22 protein-coding genes are annotated in these 24,698 nt (G+C 69.4%); 15 read left to right on the top strand and 7 right to left on the bottom strand.

Annotated features, from left to right (window positions below; translation table 11 throughout):
* The first annotated feature begins 322 nt into the window (after window positions 1–322).
* The 4 genes from rpsB (at window position 323) to frr (ending at window position 3,571) form a co-directional block, all read left to right on the top strand.
* Entirely contained in the window at window positions 323–1,228 is a 906-nt protein-coding gene (gene rpsB / locus V6V89_RS30685; RefSeq protein WP_334622987.1) for a 30S ribosomal protein S2, read from the top strand.
* Window positions 1,229–1,278: 50 nt separating this feature from the next.
* Window positions 1,279–2,109 (top strand): translation elongation factor Ts, encoded by an 831-nt coding sequence (tsf, locus tag V6V89_RS30680; protein ID WP_334622985.1) that lies wholly within the window; start codon window positions 1,279–1,281, stop codon window positions 2,107–2,109.
* Window positions 2,110–2,228: 119 nt separating this feature from the next.
* Entirely contained in the window at window positions 2,229–2,993 is a 765-nt protein-coding gene (pyrH, locus tag V6V89_RS30675) for a UMP kinase (protein WP_334622984.1), read from the top strand.
* A 20-nt stretch (window positions 2,994–3,013) separates the two neighbouring features.
* On the top strand, window positions 3,014–3,571 hold the full coding sequence (gene frr / locus V6V89_RS30670; RefSeq protein ID WP_334622983.1) for a ribosome recycling factor: 558 nt from the start codon (window positions 3,014–3,016) through the stop codon (window positions 3,569–3,571).
* Between the two features lie 4 nt (window positions 3,572–3,575).
* Here the strand turns inward: frr and V6V89_RS30665 are convergent, their stop codons facing one another.
* The gene (locus V6V89_RS30665; RefSeq protein WP_334622982.1) at window positions 3,576–4,337 is read right to left on the bottom strand and encodes an META domain-containing protein; all 762 of its coding nucleotides are present in this window, start codon (window positions 4,335–4,337) and stop codon (window positions 3,576–3,578) included.
* Window positions 4,338–4,468: 131 nt separating this feature from the next.
* Between V6V89_RS30665 and V6V89_RS30660 the strand changes: the two genes are divergently transcribed.
* The 3 genes from V6V89_RS30660 to V6V89_RS30650 are packed head-to-tail and all read left to right on the top strand — an operon-like array spanning window position 4,469 to window position 7,737.
* On the top strand, window positions 4,469–5,425 hold the full coding sequence (locus tag V6V89_RS30660) for a phosphatidate cytidylyltransferase (protein ID WP_442935250.1): 957 nt from the start codon (window positions 4,469–4,471) through the stop codon (window positions 5,423–5,425).
* 36 nt (window positions 5,426–5,461) lie between these two features.
* Window positions 5,462–6,595 carry a 23S rRNA (adenine(2503)-C(2))-methyltransferase RlmN gene (gene rlmN, locus V6V89_RS30655; RefSeq protein ID WP_334622981.1) on the top strand — a complete coding sequence of 378 codons (1,134 nt, stop codon included), beginning with the start codon at window positions 5,462–5,464 and terminating at the stop codon, window positions 6,593–6,595.
* Window positions 6,596–6,600: 5 nt separating this feature from the next.
* Window positions 6,601–7,737 carry a DivIVA domain-containing protein gene (locus V6V89_RS30650; RefSeq protein ID WP_334622980.1) on the top strand — a complete coding sequence of 379 codons (1,137 nt, stop codon included), beginning with the start codon at window positions 6,601–6,603 and terminating at the stop codon, window positions 7,735–7,737.
* Window positions 7,738–7,767: 30 nt separating this feature from the next.
* Here the strand turns inward: V6V89_RS30650 and V6V89_RS30645 are convergent, their stop codons facing one another.
* On the bottom strand, window positions 7,768–7,989 hold the full coding sequence (locus V6V89_RS30645; protein ID WP_334622979.1) for a DUF2631 domain-containing protein: 222 nt from the start codon (window positions 7,987–7,989) through the stop codon (window positions 7,768–7,770).
* A gap of 121 nt (window positions 7,990–8,110) precedes the next feature.
* Here V6V89_RS30645 and V6V89_RS30640 point away from each other — a divergent pair, with 121 nt between their 5' ends.
* Window positions 8,111–9,670, top strand: a complete 1,560-nt coding sequence (locus tag V6V89_RS30640; protein ID WP_334622978.1) for a Rieske 2Fe-2S domain-containing protein — start codon at window positions 8,111–8,113, stop codon at window positions 9,668–9,670.
* 237 nt (window positions 9,671–9,907) lie between these two features.
* Window positions 9,908–10,489, top strand: a complete 582-nt coding sequence (locus V6V89_RS30635) for a S8 family peptidase (RefSeq protein ID WP_334622991.1) — start codon at window positions 9,908–9,910, stop codon at window positions 10,487–10,489.
* A 263-nt stretch (window positions 10,490–10,752) separates the two neighbouring features.
* On the opposite strand, the gene V6V89_RS30630 is transcribed toward V6V89_RS30635, so the two are convergent.
* Window positions 10,753–12,312 carry a phytoene desaturase family protein gene (locus tag V6V89_RS30630; RefSeq protein ID WP_334622977.1) on the bottom strand — a complete coding sequence of 520 codons (1,560 nt, stop codon included), beginning with the start codon at window positions 12,310–12,312 and terminating at the stop codon, window positions 10,753–10,755.
* 10 nt (window positions 12,313–12,322) lie between these two features.
* Window positions 12,323–13,030: a TetR/AcrR family transcriptional regulator gene (locus V6V89_RS30625; RefSeq protein ID WP_334622976.1), complete on the bottom strand. Its 708-nt coding sequence runs from the start codon at window positions 13,028–13,030 to the stop codon at window positions 12,323–12,325.
* 95 nt (window positions 13,031–13,125) lie between these two features.
* Here V6V89_RS30625 and V6V89_RS30620 point away from each other — a divergent pair, with 95 nt between their 5' ends.
* Genes V6V89_RS30620 through ispG form a run of 4 tightly spaced genes read left to right on the top strand, consistent with a single transcriptional unit; the run spans window position 13,126 to window position 18,948 of the window.
* On the top strand, window positions 13,126–15,273 hold the full coding sequence (locus V6V89_RS30620) for an MMPL family transporter (RefSeq protein ID WP_334622975.1): 2,148 nt from the start codon (window positions 13,126–13,128) through the stop codon (window positions 15,271–15,273).
* A 10-nt stretch (window positions 15,274–15,283) separates the two neighbouring features.
* Window positions 15,284–16,486, top strand: a complete 1,203-nt coding sequence (dxr, locus tag V6V89_RS30615; RefSeq protein WP_334622974.1) for a 1-deoxy-D-xylulose-5-phosphate reductoisomerase — start codon at window positions 15,284–15,286, stop codon at window positions 16,484–16,486.
* Window positions 16,483–17,763, top strand: coding sequence for a M50 family metallopeptidase (locus V6V89_RS30610; protein WP_334622973.1), 1,281 nt, complete (start codon window positions 16,483–16,485; stop codon window positions 17,761–17,763). The genes dxr and V6V89_RS30610 overlap by 4 nt, the downstream gene beginning before the upstream one ends.
* Before the next feature lie 12 nt (window positions 17,764–17,775).
* Entirely contained in the window at window positions 17,776–18,948 is a 1,173-nt protein-coding gene (gene ispG / locus V6V89_RS30605) for a flavodoxin-dependent (E)-4-hydroxy-3-methylbut-2-enyl-diphosphate synthase (RefSeq protein ID WP_334622972.1), read from the top strand.
* A gap of 48 nt (window positions 18,949–18,996) precedes the next feature.
* On the opposite strand, the gene V6V89_RS30600 is transcribed toward ispG, so the two are convergent.
* A complete protein-coding gene (locus tag V6V89_RS30600) occupies window positions 18,997–19,560 on the bottom strand; it encodes a PadR family transcriptional regulator (protein WP_334622971.1) in 564 nt (187 codons plus the stop codon).
* 340 nt (window positions 19,561–19,900) lie between these two features.
* Here V6V89_RS30600 and V6V89_RS30595 point away from each other — a divergent pair, with 340 nt between their 5' ends.
* Together V6V89_RS30595 and V6V89_RS30590 are read left to right on the top strand one after the other, a co-directional pair.
* Window positions 19,901–20,443, top strand: coding sequence for an RNA polymerase sigma factor (locus tag V6V89_RS30595; protein ID WP_334622970.1), 543 nt, complete (start codon window positions 19,901–19,903; stop codon window positions 20,441–20,443).
* Window positions 20,444–20,445: 2 nt separating this feature from the next.
* Window positions 20,446–22,308, top strand: a complete 1,863-nt coding sequence (locus V6V89_RS30590; RefSeq protein WP_334622989.1) for an EAL domain-containing protein — start codon at window positions 20,446–20,448, stop codon at window positions 22,306–22,308.
* Here V6V89_RS30590 and V6V89_RS30585 read toward each other — a convergent pair.
* Together V6V89_RS30585 and V6V89_RS30580 are read right to left on the bottom strand one after the other, a co-directional pair.
* The gene (locus V6V89_RS30585) at window positions 22,295–23,803 is read right to left on the bottom strand and encodes a glycoside hydrolase family 53 protein (protein WP_334622969.1); all 1,509 of its coding nucleotides are present in this window, start codon (window positions 23,801–23,803) and stop codon (window positions 22,295–22,297) included. The two genes, V6V89_RS30590 and V6V89_RS30585, sit on opposite strands and share 14 nt — an antisense overlap.
* A complete protein-coding gene (locus V6V89_RS30580) occupies window positions 23,803–24,465 on the bottom strand; it encodes a hypothetical protein (protein ID WP_334622968.1) in 663 nt (220 codons plus the stop codon). The genes V6V89_RS30585 and V6V89_RS30580 overlap by 1 nt, the downstream gene beginning before the upstream one ends.
* Window positions 24,466–24,698: the final 233 nt, after the last annotated feature.

Genomic DNA, 24,698 nt, shown 5'->3' with positions numbered 1-24,698 from the left:
GACGGGGCGGCGGCGCCGCGCCAGCGGGGGGGCGGACGGGGCCGGCGGCGCCGCGCCAGTGGGGGCGGCGGGGCGGACGGGGCAGGGCGGGCAGCGTGCGGAGGTGGGGGATGTCGGTTGGGGGGATGGGAGGGGCGTACACTTGGCGATTGGCGACCGCCTTGGCGGTCGACCTCGCGCGCCCTCCCCACGGCTTCGTCCATGGGGCGACGGTCCCCTGGTCCCGATCTTGTCGGGGCACGCTGGCCGGCGACCAGGCGCTAGGACGCCTGACCACCCGGCCCGGCGTGACAACCAGGGAACAGTCAAGGAGCACCTCACCATGGCCGTAGTGACCATGCGCCAGCTGCTGGAGAGCGGTGTCCACTTCGGGCACCAGACCCGCCGCTGGAACCCGAAGATGAAGCGCTTCATCTTCACCGAGCGCAACGGTATCTACATCATCGACCTGCGCCAGACCCTCGACTACATCGAGAAGGCGTACGACTTCGTGCGCAACACGGTGGCCGAGGGCGGCACGATCCTCTTCGTCGGTACGAAGAAGCAGGCCCAGGAGGCTATCGCCGAGCAGGCGACCCGGGTGGGCCAGCCGTTCGTCAACCACCGCTGGCTGGGCGGCATGCTGACGAACTTCCAGACGGTGTACAAGCGCCTTCAGCGGATGAAGGAGCTGGAGTCCCTCGACCTGACGGGCACCGCGCAGGGTTACACGAAGAAGGAGACCCTGCAGCTCTCCCGTGAGAAGGACAAGCTGACCCGCACGCTGGGCGGCCTGCGCGACATGCAGAAGACTCCGTCGGCGATCTGGGTCGTCGACACCAAGAAGGAGCACATCGCTGTCGACGAGGCCCGCAAGCTGAACATTCCGGTCATCGCGGTGCTCGACACCAACTGCGACCCGGACGAGGTCGACTTCCCGATCCCGGGTAACGACGACGCGATCCGCTCGGCTGAGCTGCTGACCAGGGTGGTCGCCGCGGCGGTCGCCGACGGTCTCATCGCGCGTTCCGGCCGGGCGACCCGCGGCAGCGGCGCCGAGGAGAAGCCGGAGCCCGGCGTGGTGGGCGCTGACGAGCCGCTGCCCGAGTGGGAGCGCGAGCTGCTCGAAGACACCGAGAAGAAGGCCGACGAGCCGAAGAAGGCTGACGAGCCGAAGAAGGCTGACGAGCCAGCGAAGGCTGACGAGCCGACGAAGGTGGAAGAGCCGGCCACGGCTGCCGCCGAGTAAAGCGCCCCAGCCCCCGAGACCCACCACAGCCGATACCCAAAGAGAGAGTCATGGCCAACTTCACCGCCGCGGACGTCAAGAAGCTCCGCGACCTGACCGGCGCCGGCATGATGGACGCCAAGAAGGCGCTCGACGAGGCCGAGGGCGACTTCGACAAGGCCACCGAGGTCCTGCGCGTCAAGGGCGCGAAGGACGTCGGTAAGCGTGCCGGGCGCACCGCCGCCAACGGGCTCGTCGCCCACTCGGGCAAGGCCCTGCTCGAGCTGAACTGCGAGACCGACTTCGTGGCCAAGAACGCCGACTTCGTCGCGCTGGCCCAGGAGATCGTCGCGCAGGGCGAGCAGGCCGGCGTCGCCGACGCGGAGGCGCTGCTCGGCGTCGCGCTGGCCGACGGTCGTACGGTCGCCGACACGGTTCAGGAGTTCTCCGCCAAGATCGGCGAGAAGCTCGTGGTCAACCGCTTCGGCAAGCTGGACGGCACGGTTGCTGTCTACCTGCACCGCAAGAGCCAGGACCTGCCGCCGGCGGTCGGTGTGCTCGTCGAGTACGCCGGCAAGTCGGACGAGGCTGGCGACGCCGACGCGCGTGGCGTCGCGATGCAGATCGCGGCGATGCGGCCCAAGTACCTCGCGCGTGACGAGGTGCCGGCCGACGTCGTCGAGTCGGAGCGCCGGATCGCCGAGCAGACCGCTCGCGAGGAGGGCAAGCCGGAGGCGGCTCTGCCCAAGATCGTCGATGGCCGGGTCAACGCCTTCTTCAAGGACTTCGTCCTGCTGGAGCAGGCGTCGGTCGCCGACAGCAAGAAGTCCGTCAAGCAGGTGCTCGCCGAGGCGGGCATCGAGGTGACGCGCTTCCTGCGCTTCGAGGTAGGCCAGGCCTAAGTAAAGGCCGGCCAGCCCGAGACGAAAACGAGGAGGCCGCAGGTGTACGCGACAGACACCGCGGCCTCCTCGTCACATACTGTGAACGGCAGGCTCCCACCGGACGGAAGGCGGCTCGGATGACGCAGGCGGTTGCTAACCAGGCGACGGATGATCCGATCGCACCTCCGCCGGGCCGGTCGCGGCGGGTCGTTCTCAAACTGTCGGGTGAGGTGTTCGGCGGCGGGCAGGTCGGCGTCGACCCTGACGTGGTGCAGGCGGTCGCGCGGCAGATCGGCAGCGTCGTACGCCGTGGCGTGCAGGTCGCCGTGGTGGTCGGCGGCGGCAACTTCTTCCGTGGCGCCGAGTTGCAGAAGCGCGGCATGGACCGGGCTCGGGCCGACTACATGGGCATGCTGGGCACGGTCATGAACTGCCTCGCGCTCCAGGACTTCCTGGAGAAGGAGGGCATCGAGACCCGCGTCCAGACGGCGATCACGATGGCGCAGGTCGCCGAGCCGTACATTCCGCTGCGCGCCATCCGGCACCTGGAGAAGGGCCGCGTGGTCATCTTCGGCGCCGGTGCCGGCATGCCGTACTTCTCCACCGACACCGTAGCGGTCCAGCGTGCGTTGGAGATCCACGCCGACGTCGTGCTGATGAGCAAGAACGGCGTCGACGGCGTCTACACCGCCGACCCGCGCATAGACCCGACGGCGACGAAGCTCGACACGGTGACCTTCGGCGAGGCGCTGCGCCGCGGCCTGCGTGTGGCCGACGCCGCCGCGTTCAGCTTGTGCATGGACAACGGGCTGCCCATGCTCGTCTTTGGTGCCGAGGGTGACGACACCATCATCAAGGCGGTCGGCGGCGATCGCATCGGCACCTTGATCACTGCTAACTAGGGAAGGAGGCGACGGAGCCAGTGATCGACGACACGCTCCTCGAGGCCGAAGAGAAGATGGACCGGGCGGTCGACCACGCCAAGGAGGAGTTCGCCGCGATCCGTACCGGCCGGGCGTCCGCGGCGATGTTCTCCAAGATCATCATCGACTACTACGGCAGTCCCACCCCCCTGACCCAGATGGCGTCCGTCGGCACCCCTGAGCCGCGGATGGCCATCATCAAGCCGTACGACGCGTCGCAGCTCGGCGCGATGGAAAAGGCGATCCGCGACTCCGACCTCGGTGTCAATCCCAGCAACGAGGGCACCCAGATCCGCATCGTGCTCCCGCAGATGACCGAGGAGCGCCGGCGCGACATGATCAAGGTGGCCCGTCATAAGGGCGAAGAGTCCAAGGTCGCCATCCGTAACGTGCGCCGCAAGGCCAAGGAAGAGCTCGACCGTATCGTCAAGGACGGTGAGGCGGGCGAAGATGAGGGGCGCCGGGCAGAGAAGGAGCTCGACGACCTGACCCACAAGTACGTCGCGCACGTCGACGAACTGGTAAAGCACAAGGAAGTCGAGCTCCTCGAGGTCTGACGCGTCAGGACTCAGAGCGCAGCAGTAGGGCGGGGCCGCCGGCACGGTCAACGGTCAGGCGCCCCGCCTCGATCTGGAGGGTGACCTCGCCCGCGTCGAGGGCGTTGTGTACGCGCGTCTCCAGGAGCGGGTTGTCGATGGGGCAGCCCCGCTTCGTGATGCCGGCTTCGCCCAGCACCGCGCCGCCGTCGTGGAAGACCGCCGAGCCGCTGACCCAGTTGCACCCGGCGAACGCCACGAGCGTGCCGTTGGCATTGAACACCAGGTACGGCTGGGGGAAGGGCAGCGGGGCGGTGGTCACGCCGTTCACGACGACCGCTTCGAGGACCCAGTACGTGCCGATCAGTGGCGGATCTTGCGCCACGTCAGGGCTGTCGGTGAGGGTGAGCCGGATGCGGCCATCGGTGAGCACCAGCCTGTGGCCGCGCAGCTTGACGGTCGGGTCCCGGTCGAGGAACGCGGCGAGCCAGATGTCCTGGGCGAACCCCGCATCGTCGGTGCAGCTGTTGCGAAGCAGGTTGACGCCGCTGACCACCAGCTGGGCGCCGTTCATGGTGGCGGCGCCGGAGATCTGGCCGCAGCCCGCGCCGGCGTCCACCTTGCCGTCGGGAAACGCGATCCGGATCCGGGTGCCCGGCACCAGCGCTCGGGGCTGGCCGTTTTCGGTTACCGACACCGAACGAAACGTGCGCTGCCAGACGGTGGGATCGGGGCAGACCGCCGCGTTTCCGGAACCCGCCATTACTGCCGACAAAACGATGCTCATCAATTTCTCCATGCTGTCATGATGCACCGGTTACGGTCGGGTGCGCGACTGCCAGTACGCTCGGCTCAACTGACCGCGCAAAGGGGGTTCGTCATGTGTACGTCGGCAGCGGCGGGCCTGCTCGAGCACTGATGTCGTACCTCGACCGCCCCCGGCTCGACGGATATCCGGAGGAGGAGCCGCCCACAGCGGCGTACCTTCAAATCGAGCGAAACGACCCCGAAACGGAACAAGCGCGACCGCGCCGGCCCGGTCCTGGCCGGCGCCGTAAGCAGGGACGCGCGGGTCGCAACCTGCCGGCGGCGATCGGCGTCGGTGTCACGCTGGGCGCGATCGTGCTCGTGTCGCTCTTCGCCTGGAAGCAGGCGTTTCTCGGCGTGGTCGCCCTCGCGGTCGGCGTGGGGATCTGGGAGATGGTCCGCGCGGTCCGCGCGATCGACGCACGTCCGCCGCTGGTCCCGCTGGTCGCGGGCGGCGTCCTCATGTCTGGTCTGGCGTGGTACGCCGGGCCGGACGCGCTGTTTCTCGGGCTGCTCGTGACGGTGCTGGCCGTGCTGGTGTGGCGCCTCGCCGACGGGCCGCGCGGCTATCAGCGCGACCTGACAGCGTCCACGCTGATCGCGGTGTACGTGCCGTTCCTGGCCGGGTTCGCGGCGCTGCTCGCGGCGCCGGAAGACGGCGGCAAACGGGTGGTCGCCGCGCTCGCCGCGGTGGTCCTGTCGGACACCGGCGGGTACGTGGCCGGTGTGTTCTTCGGCAAGCACCCCATGGCGCCGTCGGTGAGCCCGAAGAAGTCGTGGGAGGGGTTCGCGGGCTCGCTCGTGGCGACGGCCGCCGGGAGCGCCGTGATCCTGCCGCTGCTGCTCGACATCGAGCCGTGGTGGGGTGCGGTCTTCGGGTTGGCGGTATCGGTCGCGTCGGTGCTCGGTGACCTGGCCGAGTCCATGATCAAGCGCGATCTCAAGATTAAGGACATGAGCCAGCTCCTGCCTGGGCACGGTGGGCTGATGGATCGGCTCGACTCGATCCTGTTCGCGGCGCCGACGGCGTACCTGCTGCTCACGCTCTTCGCGGCACCGCCGGGCTGACGGCATGGTGCGTGCTCATGGGAGACTGGACGGGCTATGACGAGCCTGCCCGTACTCCCGCTGTCGCCCGGCGCGGCACCGCGCCGCCCGGCGCTTCCACCGCGCCATCTCGCCGATCTTGACCTGGCTGGTCGCCAGGCGCTGGTGGCCGAGCTGGGGGAGCCGGCGTTTCGCGCCAAGCAGCTCTCCACGCACTATTTCGGTCGGCTCGTGCGCGATCCCGCCCAGATGACCGACCTGCCGGCCGCGGCGCGCGAGCGCCTGGCCGAGAGCCTGATGCCGACGCTGCTCACTGCCGTGCGCGAGCTGGCGTGCGACGACGGCGCCACGCGCAAGGCGCTCTGGCGCCTGCACGACGGCGCGCTCGTCGAGAGCGTCCTGATGGGATACCAGGACCGCGTGACCGTGTGCATCTCCAGTCAGGCGGGGTGCGGCATGGCGTGCCCGTTCTGCGCCACCGGCCAGGCCGGGCTCACGCGGAACCTGTCGACCGCTGAGATCGTCGACCAGGCTGTCTACCTGGCGGGCGTGGCCGCCTCCGGAGCGGTCAGCGGTTCGCCCCCGCGCCTGTCGCACGTGGTGTTCATGGGCATGGGGGAGCCCTTGGCCAACTACGCCCGGGTCATCGAGGCGATCCGACGCCTGTGCGCTCCGTCTCCCGAGGGTCTCGGCCTGTCACAGCGGCACATCACGGTCTCGACCGTGGGTCTCGTGCCCGCCATGCGGCGGTTGGCCGAAGAGGAACTCTCCGTAACCCTTGCGCTGTCGTTGCACGCACCCGATGATGAGCTGCGCGACGAACTCGTGCCGGTCAACCAACGCTGGAAGGTCGCAGAGGTGCTGGACGCCGCGTGGGACTATGCCGATCGTACGGGTCGCCGTGTGTCCATCGAGTACGCGATGATCAGGGACGTGAACGACCAGCCGTGGCGCGCCGATCTGCTGGGTCGGCTGCTCGCTGGCCGGTTGGCGCACGTCAACCTGATTCCGCTCAACCCCACCCCGGGTAGCAGGTGGGACGCGAGTCCTAAACCGGTCGAGCGCGAGTTTGTACGAAGGTTGCGCGTTGCGGGCGTGTCGACCACGGTGCGTGACACACGAGGTCGAGAGATCGATGGTGCGTGCGGGCAGCTGGCCGCCAGTGAGACCGGCAGCGCGGACGGAAGGTGACATAGGTGGCGAGTCAGGGTCAGCGTTTCCGGCGTCGGGCGCTTCGTCGGGGGTACAAGGTCGACGAGGTTGACGCCTTTCTGGACCGGGTCGAGGCCACCCTCGCCGGTGAGCCCATGGGCGCGCCGGTCGCCTCCCAGGAGGTGCACGACGTCGTCTTCCGGGTGCGCTTCGGCGGATACGACGAGTGGCAGGTCGACCTGCATCTCGACCGGGTCGAGCGGCAGCTCGCCGAGCTGGAGGAGCGCGGCGGCTACGGCGGCCGCGGCGCCCCCGAGCGGATGGGAGCGCCCGACCGCATGGGCCCGCCCGACCGCATGGGTCCACCCGATCGTATGGGGCCCCCCAACGGCATGGGCAGCGGGATGACCGAGCGGATCGCGCCCGTGCGTGACGACCGCATGCCACCGCCCTCCTCGATGCCGCCTCGCCCGATGCCGGTGCAGGGCGCCTCGCCCCGCGATCCGTACGGGCAGTACGACGACCCGACCGGTGGGTTCGACCGCGGCGGGTTCGACCGTGCTGCGCGTGGCGGCGGCTTCGACCGCGGCTTCGACGGCCCGTCGCGTGAGTTCGACGGGCCGCCCTCCCGTGAGTTCGACGGGCCGCCTTCGCGCGCGTTCGACGGGCCTCCGTCGCGAGGCGTGGACGGTCCGCCCTCGCGGGCCGGGTTCGACGGGCCGAGTGGCGGGTTCGCGGCCGGTGGGTCCGGACCCGGTTACGGCGTCGACCGGTTCGGCGGGTCGGAGGAGCGGTTCGACGGTTTCGCGGCTGGCCGGCACGGCAAGACAGACATGACCGCCGAGATCCGCATGCCCGACCGCGACCGCGGGATGGACGGTCCGATGGGCGCCCCGTCGATGGGTGGCCCGCCGCCGATGGGTGGGTTGCCGCCGGAGCTCCAGCGCATCGACCACCTGCGCCGCACGTTCCAGGTCCGGCGGTTCGGCAGCGGATACGACCCGGTGCAGGTCGACCGGCTGTTCGAGGGCATCCTCGCGGCCGTGACTGGGCGCGGTCCCATGCCGATGAACCCGGCCGAGCTAGACCAGGCGCGGTTCGGGTTGGTGCCGGGCGGCTACTTCGAGGCAGAGGTCGACGCGGCCCTGAAGGCGGTCCAGGACATCCTGCGTCGCCAGTGAGAGTGCGGGGCGCGTCAGCGCCCCGCTTCTTTACGAGCGCAGGCCGTTGCGGCGCAGGATCACGTCGCCGACGAGGATGGCCGCTATGCCGGCCGCGATGATGATCAGAAAGATGTCTTCGGTGCGACCGGTGTGGTTGCCAGCCAGCATGGACAGTAGCGCCAGGATGGTGACGACCGCGCCGATCCGGCCCGCCTTGCGGTGGCCCGGCTTTCGCTGATCGGGTGAGGTCACCGGCTCGCTTCCCGCCACTTCTGGTCCTTCCCCTCGAACGGATCTCGGGACTTAGTCTGGCACGCCCCGGCGGCGAGTCCGCGCGGGGTACCGGTAGCGTCGACACGGGACAGCAGCCGGATCAAGGGAGATAGGTGCGGTGCGAGTAACAGGTACCGGGCACGCCAGCATGCGGATCGACACCGCCGCGGGCAGCATCCTCTGCGATCCGTGGGTCAACCCGGCGTACTTCGCTTCCTGGTTCCCGTTTCCGGACAACTCGCTGCTCGACTGGGAGACCCTCGGGCAGGTCGACTACCTGTACGTGTCGCATCTGCACCGCGACCACTTCGACGCCGCACACTTGACGCGGTTCGTGTCGAAGAAGGCGACGGTGCTGTTGCCGGAGTACCCGACCAGTGAGCTCGAAGACGAGCTGCGCGAGTTGGGGTTCACGAGCTTCGTCAAGACGAAGACCAACGAGGTCGTGGAGCTCGACGGCGGCCTCAACGTGATGATCCAGGCGCTGACCTCGCCCACGGACGGCCCGATCGGTGACTCGTCGCTGTGGGTGGAGTACGGCGGTGTGCGGCTGCTGAACCAGAACGACGCGCGCCCGTCCGACCTGTCGACGTTCGCCGAGTTGGGGCACGTGCACGCGCACATGCTCCAGTTCTCGGGCGCGATCTGGTATCCGATGGTCTACGAGTTGCCGCAGACGGCGAAGACCGCGTTCGGCAAGCAGAAGCGGGATCGGCAGTTCGACCGCACGTGGCGGTACATCGACGACCTGAAGGCGTCGCACGTCTTTCCGATCGCGGGTCCGCCGTGCTTCCTCGACGACGAGCTGTGGCAGTTCAACGACATCTTCGGCGACGAGGGCAACATCTTCCCGGATCAGTCGGTCTTCATGCGCGAGTACGCGAAGGTCGGCGGCACCAACGGGGTGGTGTTGCTGCCGGGGTCGGTGGCCGAGGTGACGCCCGACTCGTGCACCACCACGCACCCCACCGACGTCGACGAGTTCTTCGCCAACAAGAAGGCGCACCTGGAGGAGATGCGGGAGCGCAAGCGTCCGGTCATCGAGGCCGAGAAGGCGTCGTGGCGGCACCCCGAGATCGACGTGCTCAAGGAGATGAAGCGGAAGATCGAGCCGCTGCTCGACGAGTCGATGTATCTGGCCAAGGGTGTGGGCGGGCCGGTCCGCTTCGACCTGGTCGGCTCCTCCTCCGACGGCTCGGGCGGCGAGACAGTCGAATCCATCGTGGTGGACTTCCCGGGCAAGCAGGTGCGCCCGTACGGCGATGAGAAGGTGCGGTACCGGTTCCGCACCGAGCGGGCGCTGGTCGAGCACCTGCTGCATATCGGCGAGGTTGACTGGGTGAACTCGCTGTTCCTGTCGTGCCGGTTCTCGGCGGCGCGGATCGGGCAGTACAACGAGTTCGTCTACGCGTTCTTCAAGTGCCTGTCGGAGGAGCGGCTGCAGTACGCCGAGGGCTGGTACGACGAGCACCTCAAGAACGCGGACAAAGAGGACATTCGCCTGGGAGACTGGGTCGTACAGCGACGCTGCCCTCATCTCAAGGCCGACCTGACCCGGTTCGGCATCGTCGAGGGCGACCAGCTCACTTGCCAGCTGCACGGGTGGCGTTTCGACCTGTCATCCGGCCGGTGCTTGACAAGCGTCGGCCACGAGATCAGGGCCCACCGAGCGGAGTAAAACCCGGACGATCTTGGAGTTCATGGGGTACACAAGGGGCAATTTACCCCTTGTGCGAACTCCCGATCGGCGGGTGAGGGCGATGGTAGGAACCGGGCTTGCCCTGGTTATGGCAATGGCCGCGATGCCACAGGCACCCGCGGCCGACCCGCCCGAGGTCCACATCGTGGTCCTCAAGGCCGGGGTCGAGGCCGAGGCGGTGGCGGACCGTTACGGGCGGCGAGCGGGTACGACGCCATCGACGGCGGCGCCGCCGACGACTGCAACGGTCACGGCACGCACGTCGCCGGCACCATCGCCGGCGCCGCGCACGGCGTCGCCAAGCAGTCCAAGGTGGTCGCTGTCCGGGTACTGGACTGCGGCGGCAGCGGCACCACCGAGTCCGTGCTCGCCGGCGTCGACTGGGTGACCGCGAACGCGGTCAAGCCCGCGGTCGCCAACATGAGCCTCGGTGGCAGCGCCGACCAGGCGCTCGACGAGGGCGTGCGGCGGTCGATCGCGTCCGGTGTCGTGTACGCCCTGTCGGCCGGCAACGGCTCCAGCGGCCAGCCGCGAGAGGCCTGCGTGCAGTCGCCCGCCCGGGTGCCCGAGGCGCTCACAGTCTCGGCGACCGACCGCGACGACAACCGGGCCGCGTGGGCCAACTACGGCAGGTGCGTCGACCTCCTCGCCCCGGGGGTGCGGATCACCTCCGCGTGGGGCAGCGCCGACGACGCCACCCAGACGATCAGCGGCACGTCGATGTCGGCACCGCATGTGGCCGGCGCGGCCGCGCTCGCGCTCGCGCTCCAGGCGAGTCCACAAGCGACGGTTCCGTAGGTGATGGCGGCGGTATTGCTGGCGGCCACGCCGGACGTCGTGGTCAACCCGCTGGAAGGTACGCCCAACCGCCTGCTCTACGTCGGCGACGTGGACCCGACCCAGCCGTCTCCCTCGCCGTCGCCATCGCCAGGAGTGCCAGGGCTGCCATCGTTGCCGGCGCTCCCGGGCTTGCCGGGGATCCCGTTGCCGGCTCCCGCACCCGTTCCATAGCGGGGAAGCCCCGCCGGCGCGCCGCGCCGCGCGCCGGCAGGGGCTGGGGCCTAGGTCCCGCGGAGGTCCGCGAGGATGCGGGCTGCGGCGTTGTGGCCGGCGGCGCCTATGACGCTGCCGGCCGGGAAGCAGCCCGCACTGCCGGCGTAGACGCCGTCGACGCCGGTGAAGTACGGCATGCGGTCGGTGAAGGAGACGGTGTTGTCGACGTGGTGGATGTGGCCGCCCGTGATGCCGAAGTGCGCCTCGATCCCGGGCGGCGGCAACGGCACCACGTCGGCCACCAGCGACGACGTCCCAGGCGCGTACTGATCGCAGATCGCCAGCAGGCGTTCTACATAGGAGTCGACCACAGTGGACCAGGTCGAGTCGGCGAGCGCGTACGGCACGGACTGCACGAACAGCGCCGACGAGTGGTGTCCTGCCGCGTCTTGCAGTGTGGGGTCGACGGTGGTGTGCAGGTACCACTCCATTGTGGGCTCGTCGGGCAGTTCGCCAGCCACGACGGAGGCCCACATCGCGCGCAGCGCGGTCATGGGGGAGCCAGACGTGGGCAGCAGGTGGATCGTCGAACCGAAGGGGCTCGGCGCCCCCTCGGGCAGGCACGAGAACGTCGGCAGGCCGGCGAGCGCCAGGTTGACCTTCAGGGTGGTGCCGGGGCGGCGGACGGCGGTCATCCGCGCGGTGAGGTCGGCCGGTAGCGCGCCGTCGGGCATCAGCTCCATCAGCCGGTACGGGTCACAGGCGCACAGGACCACGGTGGCGCGCACGGCACGGCCGTCGGTCAGGACGACCCCGGATGCCGAGCCACCATCGATCGTGATGCCGCTTACCGGAGTACCCGAGAAGATCTGTGCTCCGGCGGCGCGTGCCGCGGCCGCGAAGGTCCCGGAGACGGTGCCCATGCCGCCTTTCGCGATCATCCAGGTGCCGTCGGCCCCGGGCAGCCGGCACATGTTGTGCACCAGGAAGTTGTGGCCGGTGCCGAGGTCGTCGGGGCCGGCGTTGAGGCCGGAGAGGCCGTCGGTGACCGCGTACATGGACACCAGCAGCTCGGACCGGAACTCGAAGCGCGCCAGGTAGTCGGCGACCGAGCCGCGAACAAGGTCGACGAAGGTCTGCTGGAGCGCGGGCCGGATGTAGCGGGCGGCGGTCTCCTCGACGCTGAGCGGCTCGGATAGCCAGGCGGGGCCGAGGTCGTCGCGCAGTGCGCCCAGCTCGGCCTGGAGCGCGTCGTCGGCGGCGACGTCGGCGGGGGAGAAGAACTCCAGCATCTGGGCGCGGGTCGAGGCCCGGTCGCTGCCGAAGAGCAGGTATCGCCCGTCGGTGGTGGGCAGGAAGTAGTGCGGGTCGCGGCGGAGCACGGGGATATCGACGTCGAGCGTCTTGAGCAGCTCGGGTGGCATCAGGCCGAGCAGGTACGACCCGGTGGAGTGGCGCAGCTCGGGCACGCGGGGGAACGGCCGCTCGGTGCGGGCCGCGCCGCCGATGACGTCGTCGGCTTCGAGGACCACCACCTTGAGCCCGGCACGGGCGAGCAGGACGGCGGAGACCAGACCGTTGTGACCGGCTCCGATGATCACCACATCGGCGCGCTCTGGCACACTCATGCGGGCCAGACTAATCCGGAGCGGCGCCGAGCTGGATGAGGAACATCGCCATCTCGACCTCGAACAGCGCCTCGGGCTCGGTGACCGCCCACCGGAGCTGGTTGAAGACCTCCATCGCCACCAGCCCGTACAGCCGGCTCCACCCGGACAGGAACGTGTAGGCGACCTCGATGGGCAGGTCTCCCTGGCTCTGGCGGAGCGGCTCCAGGTAGGGGCCGAGGCGCGCCTCCATCAGCTCGCGGGGCGGCGTCGGCCAGGGCGACCGTTCCCAGAGCCGCAGGAACGCCTCCAGGTATGGCCGGCCGAAGCGGCTGCCGGGGTCGTTGGGGTCGCACTCGGCCGAGAGGTCACCGAGTGCGGGGTTGGGCGTGCCGAAGATCAGCCCGAACTCGACCGGGTGCCCGATCGACCAGCGGCGGAACGCCCGGGCCATGCCGCCGAGCTGTGCGGTGGGGTCGTCTCCGGCCGCCTCGCCGGCCGCTGTCACGGTGGCGGCCAACTCGTCCATCAGGTCGTCGGCGAGTGCCTTGACCAGCGCTTCGAGGCTGGGGAAGTACCGGTAGATGGCGGGCGCGGTCATGCCCATGTCGCGGGCGATGGCGCGCAGCGAGACCGCCTGCTGGCCGCCGGAAACCAGCAGGCGCCGGGCGCCCTCCTTGATTTCGGACACGGTGGCGGTGCGCAGGCGCTCCCGCCGCGTGGGTGACGTAGTCGTCATCCGGCCGCACTCCCTTGACGATGCGCTAACACTGCTTGCATAGTAAACGGTGTTAACGCGTCTAATCGACTGTCACAAAGAGTACCGGGGGCGGCATGTTCGCGTGGTGGGGAAAGGCGGTCGTACGTTTTCGATGGCTCGTGCTCGCGACCGCCGCTGTGGTCGTGGTCGTGGGCGCGACCTGGGGCGCCGGCGTCTTAGACACGCTGACCGGTGGCGGCTTTGACGACCCGGCGAGCGAGTCGAGCCGGGCCCGCGAGCGCATCACGGCGGAGCTGGGCAGCCAGGACATCGACATCCTTGTTTTGTACTCCAGCGATACGACAACCGCGGACCAGCCGGCGTTTCGGGAGGCGGTCACCACGACGCTCAGCCAGCTCCGGCAGCACTCCGAGGTGGCGAGCGTGACGAGTTGGTACGACACGCAGGCGCCCAGCCTCGTGTCCACCGACCGGCACGCCACGTACGCCCTCGTGCAGTTGCGCGGCGCCCAGCCCGACGCCAAGACCGAGGCGTACGGACAGCTGCGGCCGGCGCTCGACGCCCCAGGGCTCACCACGCTGGCCGGTGGCAACGTGCCGTTCCAGTACGAGGCCAACCACCAGACCGAACGCGATCTGGTGCGCGCCGAGACGCTCTCCCTGCCGGTGCTGCTCGTCCTACTCGTACTGATCTTCGGTGGACTGGTCGCGGCGGGTATGCCGCTGCTCATCGGTGGCTTGGCGATCCTGGGCGCGTTCATCGCGGTACGCCTGATCAGCACGGTCACCGACGTCTCGGTCTTCGCGATCAACGTGATCACCCTGATCGGGCTGGGCATGGCGATCGACTACGCGCTCTTCGTGGTGAGCCGGTTCCGCGAGGAGTTGGCGGCCGGTCACGACACGCCTACCGCGATCCAGCGGACCATGGCCACCGCGGGACGCACGGTGATGGTGTCCGGGTTCACGATCGCGCTGGCGCTCGCGAGCCTGCTGATCTTCCCGCCGGTGTTTCTCAGCTCGCTGGGCATCGGTGGCGTGGCGGCGGTACTGGTCGCGATGCTCGGCGCGCTCACCGTGCTCCCCGCGCTGCTGGCCGTGCTCGGTCCACGCGTGAACGCGTTGCGCATTCCTTTGCCTCGACGCACGAGCGGGAAGCCGGGGTCGGGGTGGGCCCGGGTGGCGCACAGCGTGATGCGCCGCCCCTGGGTGTACGTCATTGGCGTGGTCGCGGTGCTCGCGATCTTCGCGGCACCGGCGCTGCGGATGAACTTCGGCGGCTTCGACGAGCGGGTCCTGCCGGCGGCTGCCGAGCCGCGCCTGGTCGCCGACCGCATCGCGGCGGGCTTCCCCGGCAGCACCGTCGCTCCCATTGACGTGCTGGTGTCCGGGGCGCCCGCCGAGGCGGCGCAGCGGTTCGCCGGCCAGGTCTCGTCGGTGCCGGGCGTGACCGACGTGCAGGCCACCGCCAGCCGGGGCGAGTCGACGCTGCTGTCGGTCACGTACACCGGCGAACCCACCGGCGAAACCGCCGAAGGCGCGGTGCGAGCGATCCGGGACCTGCCCGCACCGGACGGCGCCGAGGTACTGGTCGGCGGGCGCACCGCCGCCGACATCGACCTGCTCCACAGCCTTGGCGGGCGCCTGCCGTGGATGGCACTGATCATGGCGTCGGCGACGCTGGTCCTGCTCTTCCTGGCGTTCGGCTCGGTGCTGCTGCCGATCAAGGCGGTGCTGATGAACCTCGTCTCGATCGGGGCGTCCTTCGGCGTCGTGGTGTGGATCTTCCAGGACGGCCACCTCGCGGACCTGCTGGGTTTCACACCGACCGGGTTCATCGAGCCGAGCAACCCGATCCTCATGCTCGCGGTGCTCTTCGGGCTGGCCACCGACTACGAGGTGTTCCTGCTTTCGCGGGTGCGCGAGGAGTGGGACCGCACCGGCGACAACACGGCCTCGGTGGCGCACGGGCTCCAGTACACCGGGCGGATCATCACGGCGGCGGCGATGCTGCTGATCGTGGTGGTGGCGGGCTTCGCGACTGGCGGCATCATGTTCATCAAGCTCATCGGTGTCGGCATGATCGTGGCGATCGTGGTCGACGCGACGCTGGTGCGAGCGCTGCTCGTACCCGCGACGATGCGCCTGCTCGGCCGGTGGAACTGGTGGGCGCCCGGCCCGCTCGGTCGGTTCTACAGCCGCTACGGCATCCGCGAGTCGGAGGAGCCGGCGCCGGAGATGGCCGCCGCGGCGCATCGGTGAGAATGGGGGCGTGAGTTCTCCCCGCGACGTCGTGCTGCTCGGCTCCACCGGATCGATCGGCACCCAGGCGATCGACATCGTCCGGCGCAACCCAGACCGGTTCCGGGTGGTCGCGGTCGGTGCGGGCGGCGGCAACGTCGAGCAGCTCGCCGCGCAGGCGCTCGAGCTGGGGGTCGAGGCGGTCGGTGTGGCCAAGGCGTCCGCCGCGCAGGACCTACAGCTCGCCTTCTACGCCGAGGCGTCGCGGCGCGGGTACGCGAGCGGAGACTTCCGGATACCGAAGATCGTGGCCGGGCCGGACGCTATGACGGAGCTGGCCGAGTGGCCCGCTGACATGGTCTTGAACGGGGTCGTCGGCTCGCTCGGGCTCGCGCCAACGCTTGCCGCGCTGCGCGCTGGGCGTACCCTCGCCCTGGCCAACAAGGAGTCGCTCGTAGCCGGCGGCCCGCTGGTCAAGGCCGCGGTCCAGAGGCCGGGGCAGATCGTGCCGGTCGATTCCGAGCACTCGGCGCTCGCACAGTGCCTGCGCGGCGGCTCCGCCGCCGAGGTCCGGCGGCTGGTACTGACCGCGAGCGGCGGCGCGTTCCGCGGCCGCCGGCGCGACGAGCTGACGGACGTGACGCCGGCCGACGCGCTCGCCCACCCGACGTGGAACATGGGCCCGGTCGTGACGATCAACTCGGCCACGCTGGTCAACAAGGCCTTGGAGGTCATCGAGGCCCACGAGCTGTTCGGCGTCGGGTACGACGCCATCGAGGTGATGGTGCACCCGCAGTCGGTGATTCACTCCATGGTGGAGTTCGCCGACGGGTCGACGCTCGCGCAGGCCAGCCCGCCCGACATGCGGCTGCCGATCGCGCTCGCGCTCGGCTGGCCCGACCGGGTGCCCGACGCGGCACCGGCCGTCGACTGGACCGCGGCACACACCTGGGAGTTCACGCCGCTCGACGAGGCAGCGTTCCCGGCGGTGCGGCTCGCGAAGGAGGCAGGCCGGGCCGGGCGCTGCCGGCCAGCGATCTACAACGCGGCGAACGAGGAGTGCGTGGCCGCTTTCGTGGCGGGGCGGCTGCCGTTCCTGGGCATCGTCGACACCCTCCAGCGCGTACTGGGCAGCGCACCCGACTATCCAGAACCAGGTACCGTCGATGATGTGCTCGCCGCTGAGTCGTGGGCACGCACCCACGCTCAGGCGATCATTGGTGAAGGAGCTTGATGGAGATCTTCGGAATTGTCCTGTTCGCTCTGGGCATTTTCCTCTCGGTCTGCCTTCACGAAGCCGGACACATGGGCACAGCCAAGATGTTCGGCATGAAAGTCACCCGCTTCTTTGCGGGGTTCGGGCCGACGCTGTGGTCGTTCAAGCGCGGCGAGACCGAGTACGGCGTCAAGGCGATCCCCGCCGGCGGCTTCGTGAAGATCGTCGGCATGACGCCGCAAGACGACGATGTCGCGGCCGAAGACGAGCCCCGCGCCATGTGGCGATACCCGGTGTGGAAGCGGACGGTCGTCATGTCCGCCGGTTCCGCCACGCACTTCGCGCTGGGCGTGCTGATCCTGTGGGGCCTGTTCTCCTTCGTCCCGCTCAACGACGAGAGCAAGCTCCAGTCCGAGCCGGTCACGATCTCCCAGGTGGCGCCGTGCGTCGAGGAGAAGTTCAGCGTCGACCCGGCCACCGGACGGCAGGTCGCCTGCGAGCCCGGCGACGATCCGGCGAGCGCCGCGTCGAAGCTCGGCCTTCAGCCCGGTGACGTGATCACCGGGCTGAACGGTCAGGAGGTGCGCGGCTGGGACACGCTCACCGCCAAGATCCGCGCGGCGGGCGGCCAGCAAATCTCGGTCACGTTCGAGCGCGACGGCACCTCACAGACCCAGTCGGTGACGCTGCCGGTGTCCGAGCGGGTCAAGCAGCAGGTGATCCAGGACGACCCCGACCGCCCGGCTTCCCAGATCACGGCTGCCGACCTGGAAAAGGTCGGCATGCTCGGCATCACGCCGGTGATCCCGAGGAGCACGGCGGGCCCGATCGACGGCATAGGCAAGGCCGCCGACCAGACAGTGTTCATGATCGAGGGCACGTTCACGGCGCTGAAGAAGTTCCCCGAGAAGGTCCCCGCGCTGTTCGCCGCACTTTCGGGTGACGAGCGCGATCCGGAGACGCCCATCAGCGTCGTGGGCGCCAGCCGGATCGGCGGCGAGCTCTTCGACCGGGGCGAGTGGCCGTCGTTCATCCTGCTGCTCGCAGCGCTGAACTTCTTCGTCGGCATCTTCAACCTGCTACCGCTGCTGCCACTCGACGGCGGGCACATCGCGATCGCTTGGTTCGAGCGGGCACGCTCGTGGCTGTACGCGAAGCTGGGCAGGACGGATCCGGGTCGGGTCGACTACTTCAAACTCATGCCGGTCACGTACGTGGTGATCCTCATATTCGGAGGATTCACCTTGCTGACAGTGGCGGCGGATATTCTCAATCCGATCGAATTGCCCTTCTGAGGTGAGCCACCTGTGACCGCCATTTCACTCGGTATGCCCGCGGTGCCGCCCCCGCCGCTCGCGGAGCGGCGCCGGTCCCGCCAGATCATGGTCGGCTCGGTGCCGGTGGGCGGCGGCGCGCCGATCACCGTGCAGTCGATGACCACCACGCTGACCGCCGACGTCAACGCGACGCTCCAGCAGATCGCCGAGCTGACCGCGTCGGGCTGCCAGATCGTGCGGGTGGCGGTGCCGTCCGCCGACGACGTCGAGGCGCTGCCGGCGATCGCGAAAAAGTCGCAGATCCCGGTCATCGCCGACATCCACTTCCAGCCCAAGTACGTGTTCGCGGCGATCGACGCCGGGTGCGCGGCGGTGCGGGTCAACCCAGGCAACATCAAGGCGTTCGACGACAAGGTCGCCGAGATCGCGCGGGCGGCCTCCGAAGCCGGCGTACCGATCCGGATCGGCGTCAACGCGGGCTCGCTCGACAAGCGGCTCATGGAGAAGTACGGCAAGGCGACCGCCGAGGCGCTGGTCGAGTCGGCGTTGTGGGAGTGCTCGCTCTTCGAGGAGCATGGCTTCCGCGACATCAAGATCTCGGTGAAGCACAACGACCCGGTCGTCATGATCCGGGCATACCGCCAGCTCGCCGCCCAGTGCGACTATCCGCTGCACCTGGGTGTGACCGAGGCCGGGCCGGCGTTCCAGGGCACGGTCAAGTCCGCGGTGGCGTTCGGCGCCCTGCTCGCCGAGGGCATCGGCGACACGATCCGGGTTTCGCTGTCGGCCCCGCCGGTCGAAGAGGTCAAGGTCGGACAGGCGATCCTCGAGTCGCTCGGGCTGCGCGAGCGCGGCCTGGAGATCGTGTCCTGCCCGTCGTGCGGGCGGGCGCAGGTCGACGTCTACACGCTGGCCGAGCAGGTGACGGCGGGCCTGGAGGGGCTGCCGGTGCCGCTGCGGGTCGCGGTCATGGGCTGCGTCGTCAACGGGCCCGGCGAGGCGCGCGAGGCGGACCTGGGTGTGGCGTCCGGCAATGGCAAGGGCCAGATCTTCGTCAAGGGCAAGGTCATCAAGACCGTGCCGGAGTCGCAGATCGTCGAGACCCTTATCGAAGAGGCGGTCCGCCTGGCCGACGAGATGGGTGCCGAACTCCCCGAGGAGCTCCGCGACCTCGGTCTGGGCCCGCAGGTCACCGTCCACTAAACCCACACGAAAGGGCCCGGCATCGCCGGGCCCTTTTCGCGAGCCGGGTCACTCGGACTCGGCCAGGATCGCGTACAGCTTGCGCTTGGTCTCGTTGAGGACCTCCAGGGCCCGGGTACGCTGCTCGGCCGTGCCGTTGAAGCCGACCTGGCGCAGCGCGTTCATGATGCCGAACGCCGCGTCGCGGAAGTCCTGCGCCTGGGACACGGTGTCGTCGGCGTACTCCTGCCACGGCGGGGCCTCGGCGGCGCGTGCCGCCTCTTCGCGACCGGCATCGGTCAGTGTGAACCGCTTGCGGCCCTCGCCTGGCTGATCTGCGACGATCAGCCCCTCGTCTTCGAGCAGCTGGAGCGTCGGGTAGATCGAGCCGGGGCTCGGCCGCCAGATGCCGCCGGTGCGGCTCTCCAACTCGCGGATCATCTCGTATCCGTGCATCGGGCGCTCGACGAGCAGCGCCAGGACGGCGGCCCGTACGTTCTGCCGGCGACCGCCGCCGCGGCCGTGACGGCCGTGGCCGCCAGGGCCTCCCCAGCCACCCGGGAAGGGCGGCCCGAATCCGAAGCCGCGCATGCGTGTCTCGTGCAGGTGATGGACGCTTCTGCGGAATCCCATCTCAGTTCTCCTTCGTCTTGTCGTTGATGTGTTGACGATATATCGGCAACGTATCGAGCGACAAGAGGATCCGAAGATTAGTGACGTGGACTACTGGATCAAGGGATCGGGACGGCCGGCGCTCTGTCGGACAAATAGTGTCCTGACTGTCACGCAAAGTGACTGGCTCCTACGGCTCGTCTATGTGGGATGATCGGATGAATCACACCTGCTAGGAGCCCTAGCGCCGATCAAGCAAGAATCTCTACGTACGTAGAACCCCTTCATCGACTCTTCCACAGAGAGTGATATGCAGGAGCGTAACTGCGGAGGGGGACACGATGGATCTGGAGGCGGCGGCATGAACGCGCTCGAGCCGGCGGCCGTACATGCGGAGCCAGCGGCAGCGGCGGAGCTGAACGCCTCGTTCGAGGCCTTCTGCCGCGAGCACTACCTGAAGGTCCAGCGCTTCCTGCAGGCCCGATGCGCCGACCCCGACCTCGTGCAGGAGGCGGTCCAGGAGGCGTTCGTCACCGCACGGGCCAAGTGGGACGACGTGCGGGAGTTCGAGAAGCCGCTCGGCTGGCTGCTCACCACCGCGCGATACAAGCTCATGGGCCAGCTCAAGCTGCGGCGCCAGAACAGCATGACCACCCTCGACGAGGTGCCGGACCGGCTGCTGGCGGCGCCGACGAACGCCCAGGAGGCGCGGGACCTGCTCGCCGAGTGGCTCCGGCAGCTGCCGCGGCGCCAGAGCGAGATCCTCCAGATGTCGCTGGACGGCTGGTCGGACGAGGAGATCGCCAGGGTGCTCGGCGTCGCGTACAACACCGTGCGCACGTACAAGCGCGTGGCTCGACAGCGCCTGCGGCGGATCGCCGAAGAGGCCGGGTTCAGGGCGTGACGATGGACCTCGACGACATCCTGGCGCTGGCGGCCGACCCCACGCCCACCTCGTTCGAGCTGGCACGCGCCCGGCGCGCCGCCGACCAGATCCTGAAGCGGTACGCCGATGCCACCGCCGAGAGGCTCGACGTCGTCGGCGACGTCGACCCGTCCGACCCGCTGACCACGGTCGCCGACGAGGTGACCCGCATCGTGCGAGCCGCGCAGCTCGCCAAGCTCGGCAGCGTCACGTGGCTGGCCGATACCGGCGAGCTGACCTGGACCGACGAGATGTCACTGATCCTGGGCCGCCCGCCGGGTGCGGTGCGGCCGTCGATCGACGCGCTCTTCGCGGCCATCCACCCCGCCGACGCGATCAAGGCACACCGGGCCGCGGTGCGCGCCTGGGTCAACGGGAGCGTCACGGAGACCACGTGCCGGGTGATCCGGCACGACGGCACCACGCGATACGTCCACGGCGTGATCGAGGTGGTCGCGGGCGACGGCCACCGCCCGTACGGCATCGTCGCCACCGTCGAAGACGTCACCGAGCTGGAGCTGGCTCGCCAGGAGCGTGACCGGCTCGCCCGGCGCCGGCAGACCGTGCAGGCCGAGCCGCCGCACGCCGACCCGGTGACCGGGCTCCTTACCCGGATCCGGTTCACCGACGAGGTGGAGCGGGCGCTTCGTGCCGGCACCGGAGCGCTGCTGGTCGTGGCGACGGAGATGGTGGGGCCGGCGGAGGCCGACGGTTCTGCTCTCTCGGCCGCTGTTGCCGCCTTTGTCATGCAGGTCGCCAAGCGCGGCGACCTGTGCGGAGTGGTCGGCTACGGCGAGCTTGGCGTCCTCATGCACGACACGCCGCTGAGGGCTGCCACCGCACGGGCGCGCGCCATCGTCGAGGCCCTCCGAGGTCAGTCCTTTGTGACCGGACGGCACCGGCTGCGGGTCGACGCGTGGGGCGGGCTGGTGCGATACCTGGCCAACGACGGGGCGTCCAGCTTCGACCTGATCATCGACGCCGAGTCGGCGTGGCGGCGGGCCAAGGAGACCGGCGAGAGCCTGCACGCCTGGCCGCAGCCCGCGCCAGCCGACGAGCGGGCGGAGACCTGCCGCACCCGCGTGCGCGCGGCGGTGGCGGGCAACGGCTTCACTCTGTACACCCAGCCGATCCTGGACCTGCGGCTCAACCAGATCACCCGCCAGGAGATCCTGCTCCGGCCGCTGAACGAAGCCGGCGAGCCGGTGTCACCATCGCCGTTCCTCGACATCGCGGAGCGGGTCGACGAGATGCCGGTGATCGACCGGTGGGTGCTCGACAGGACGATGGATCTGATCGCCCAGGGGCCGCCGACGTCGCACTATCAGGTGAACCTCAACGCGCGTTCGCTGGACGACCCAGATCTGCTGGGCCACGTGTGCGACCTCATGGACCAGTACCGCGTCGACCCCCGGCAGGTCACCTTCGAGATCACCGAAACGGCGATCATCGGCAGCCGGGTACAGGCGCTGACCTTCGCGAACGGCATCCGGGAGCTCGGTTGCCAGCTCGCGCTCGACGACTTCGGCACCGGATACAGCTCGTTCAGCTACCTGCGGTCGTTCCCGATCGACCTCGTGAAGATCGACGGTGAGTTCATCGTCGACATCCGGAACTCGCCGGCGGCACGGACGATGGTCGGTTCGCTGGTGGAGATGTGCCGGGCGCTGGGGATCCTGACAGCGGCCGAGTATGTGAAGGACGACGCCACGATCGACCTGCTGCGCGGGTACGGCGTCGACTTCGTGCAGGGCGAGGCCGTGGGGATGCCTCGGCCGATCGCGGGGGCACCGCGATCGGCCGAGCAGTCGATCGTGCTGGAGCTCGCGGTCAGGGGTTTGTGAAGACCTGCAACGCCGGGAGGGCCCGGTCGGAGTAGTCGAAGAGGGCCTGGTTCTCCCAGCCGTTGCCGGACGACGGGTTGGTCGGGTCCCAGCCGTTGCCGGTCACCGCCGTCCACGTCGGCTCCCAGTAGAAGACGCCGAGCCCGCGGCCGTTCGGCACCGCCTTGACCGCGTTGAACACCGCCCGCAGCGCGTCCGTCTGGCCCTGCGCGCTCGCCGGGTAGCCGCCGGCCTGCTGTAGCGACGAATTGAAGATGTTCGGCTCGCCGTCGTCCTGGCTGAGCGTGAAGCCGTACGCCGTCTCCACGACCGCGATCGGCTTGCCGTACCGCGCGGCGAGGTCGATGAGGTTGGCCTGGAGGCTCGACACCGTGCCGTGCCAGTAGATGTAGTGCGACACCCCGATCACGTCGAACGGCACGCCGCGCGAGGTGGCCTGGTCGAACCACCAGCGGTGCTGGCTGTTGTTGCCGCCCTCGGCGAGGTGCAGCATCACCTGCGTCGACGACGACACCGCCTTGACCGCCTGGCTGCCCGCGGTGAGCAGCGAGGCCAGGTTCGCCCAGTTGGAGCTACGCCCGTCCGGCCACAGCATGCCGTCGTTGATCTCGTTGCCCACCTGCGCCATATCGGCCGTCGTTCCCTGCGCCTTCAACGCGTTCAGCACGTCGTACGTGTGGTCGTACACCGCCTGCCGCAGCTGGCTGAACGACATCGACGCCCACGCGGCGGGCTTGTTCTGCTTGCCCGGGTCGGCCCACGAGTCGGAGTAGTGGAAGTCGACCAGCAGCTTCATGCCCTGCGCCTTGACGCGGCTCGCCATGGTAAGCACCCGGGCCTTGTTGTTGTAGGCGTCGGCCGGGTTCACCCACACCTTGAGCCGGGCGTAGTCGACCCCGCTGGAGCGCAGGATCGTGAGGGCGTCGCGCTGCGTCCCGGCGCTGTCCCGGTATACGCCGCCGCGGTCCTCGCCCTTCTTCAGCGTGGAGATGTCCACACCACGGATCTGGATCGTGCTGCCCCCTCCGCCCGTCGAAGGGCCGAACGTGACGTCGTCGAAGCTGGCCCAGTTGCCGGCGTTCGCGTTGGAGAACAGGCTGACGGTGCAGTTGCCGCCCGACACGATCACCGTCACCGAGATCTGCGTCCACGCGTCGCTGGCCGGAACTGTCGCGCGCTGCTCGCCGCTGCCGCAGTTCTTCAGGGCCAGGTAGGCGGCGTTCTGGCCACCGCCGGAGCGGATCCAGGCGCGCGCCGTGTAGCTGCCGTTGGTGAGCCCGGTCAGCGTCTGGTACGTCTCCCGCTGGTACGCCGACGACGCCCAGTGGGTGAGCCGGTTGTTGCCCGAGCGCCCGCCCGACTCGGTGTACCCGTTGCCGCTCCACCCGCTGAGCCCAGACTCAAAGCCGGCGTTGGTCAGAGTCGTGGCGGCCGCGGCGGGCGCCGCCGGCACCAGCAGGAGCACCACCGACAGTAGTGCGAGCCGTACCCTCATCAGAACCTCCCGAAGACGCGGAGCGCGGGCAGCGCCCGACCCGAGTAGTCGAAGACCGCCTGGTTCTCCCAGCCGTCCCCAGAGGACGGGTTCGCGCGCAGGAGCCGCACCGCGTCGCCGCGCCGTCCGCTCCGGTCGCGGTAAACAGCGCCGTACGCCTCGTTCTTCGCCAGGTGCGAGATGTCGGCACCCTTGATCCGCACGGGATCCAGCGCACCCCCAGCGGGGGTGACATCGTCGAAGTCCGCCCAGTCCCGTGACGACAGCGTGATCGTGCAGCGGCCGCTCACCCACGCGCTGACCGCGACCTGCACCCACAGGTCCGGGCCCGTGCGCGGCACGTCGACGCGACGATCCGCGACGCCGCAGCCGGCCAGCGCGGCAGACGCGGCGCCACCGCCGCGCACCCACACCCGCAAGGTGTACGCCCCCGGCGCGAGCCCGGCCACCCGTTGGTACGTGACAGCCTTGCCTGCGTGGCTCAGATGATGGGCACCGGTGTGGCCCCCAGTCGCGGCGGCACCGGTGCTTCTCCACCCGGCGAGGCCGTCCTCGAATCCCGGATTCTGGATGGTGGAAGCGGCTTCGGCGGCGCTGGCCGGCACTGCGCCGCCAGCGAGAATGGCGGCGAAAGCGATGGTGGCGGCTCGTAACTTCTTCATGTGAGCGCTCACAGTCACTTGACGAGGAGTTACGTACGTAACACTCCCGACATACTGTGAGCGCTTACAGCGATGGATGTCAAGAGATCCCATCCGCCCACACCGTCTCACCGCACCTCCGCGCCGCCCGGCCCGGCCGCGCCGCGCCTCCAGGTCCACGCCCGCCGCGCTACGCCTTCCCGCGCGGCCGCGCCACCTCTCCCTGTCCGCGTCGCGTTGTCCGCGTCGCGTTG

Origin of the sequence: Micromonospora sp. CPCC 206061 (assembly GCF_036906915.1) — a bacterium.
GTDB lineage: Bacteria > Actinomycetota > Actinomycetes > Mycobacteriales > Micromonosporaceae > Phytohabitans.
This window is presented reverse-complemented; position numbering and strand designations above follow the sequence as displayed.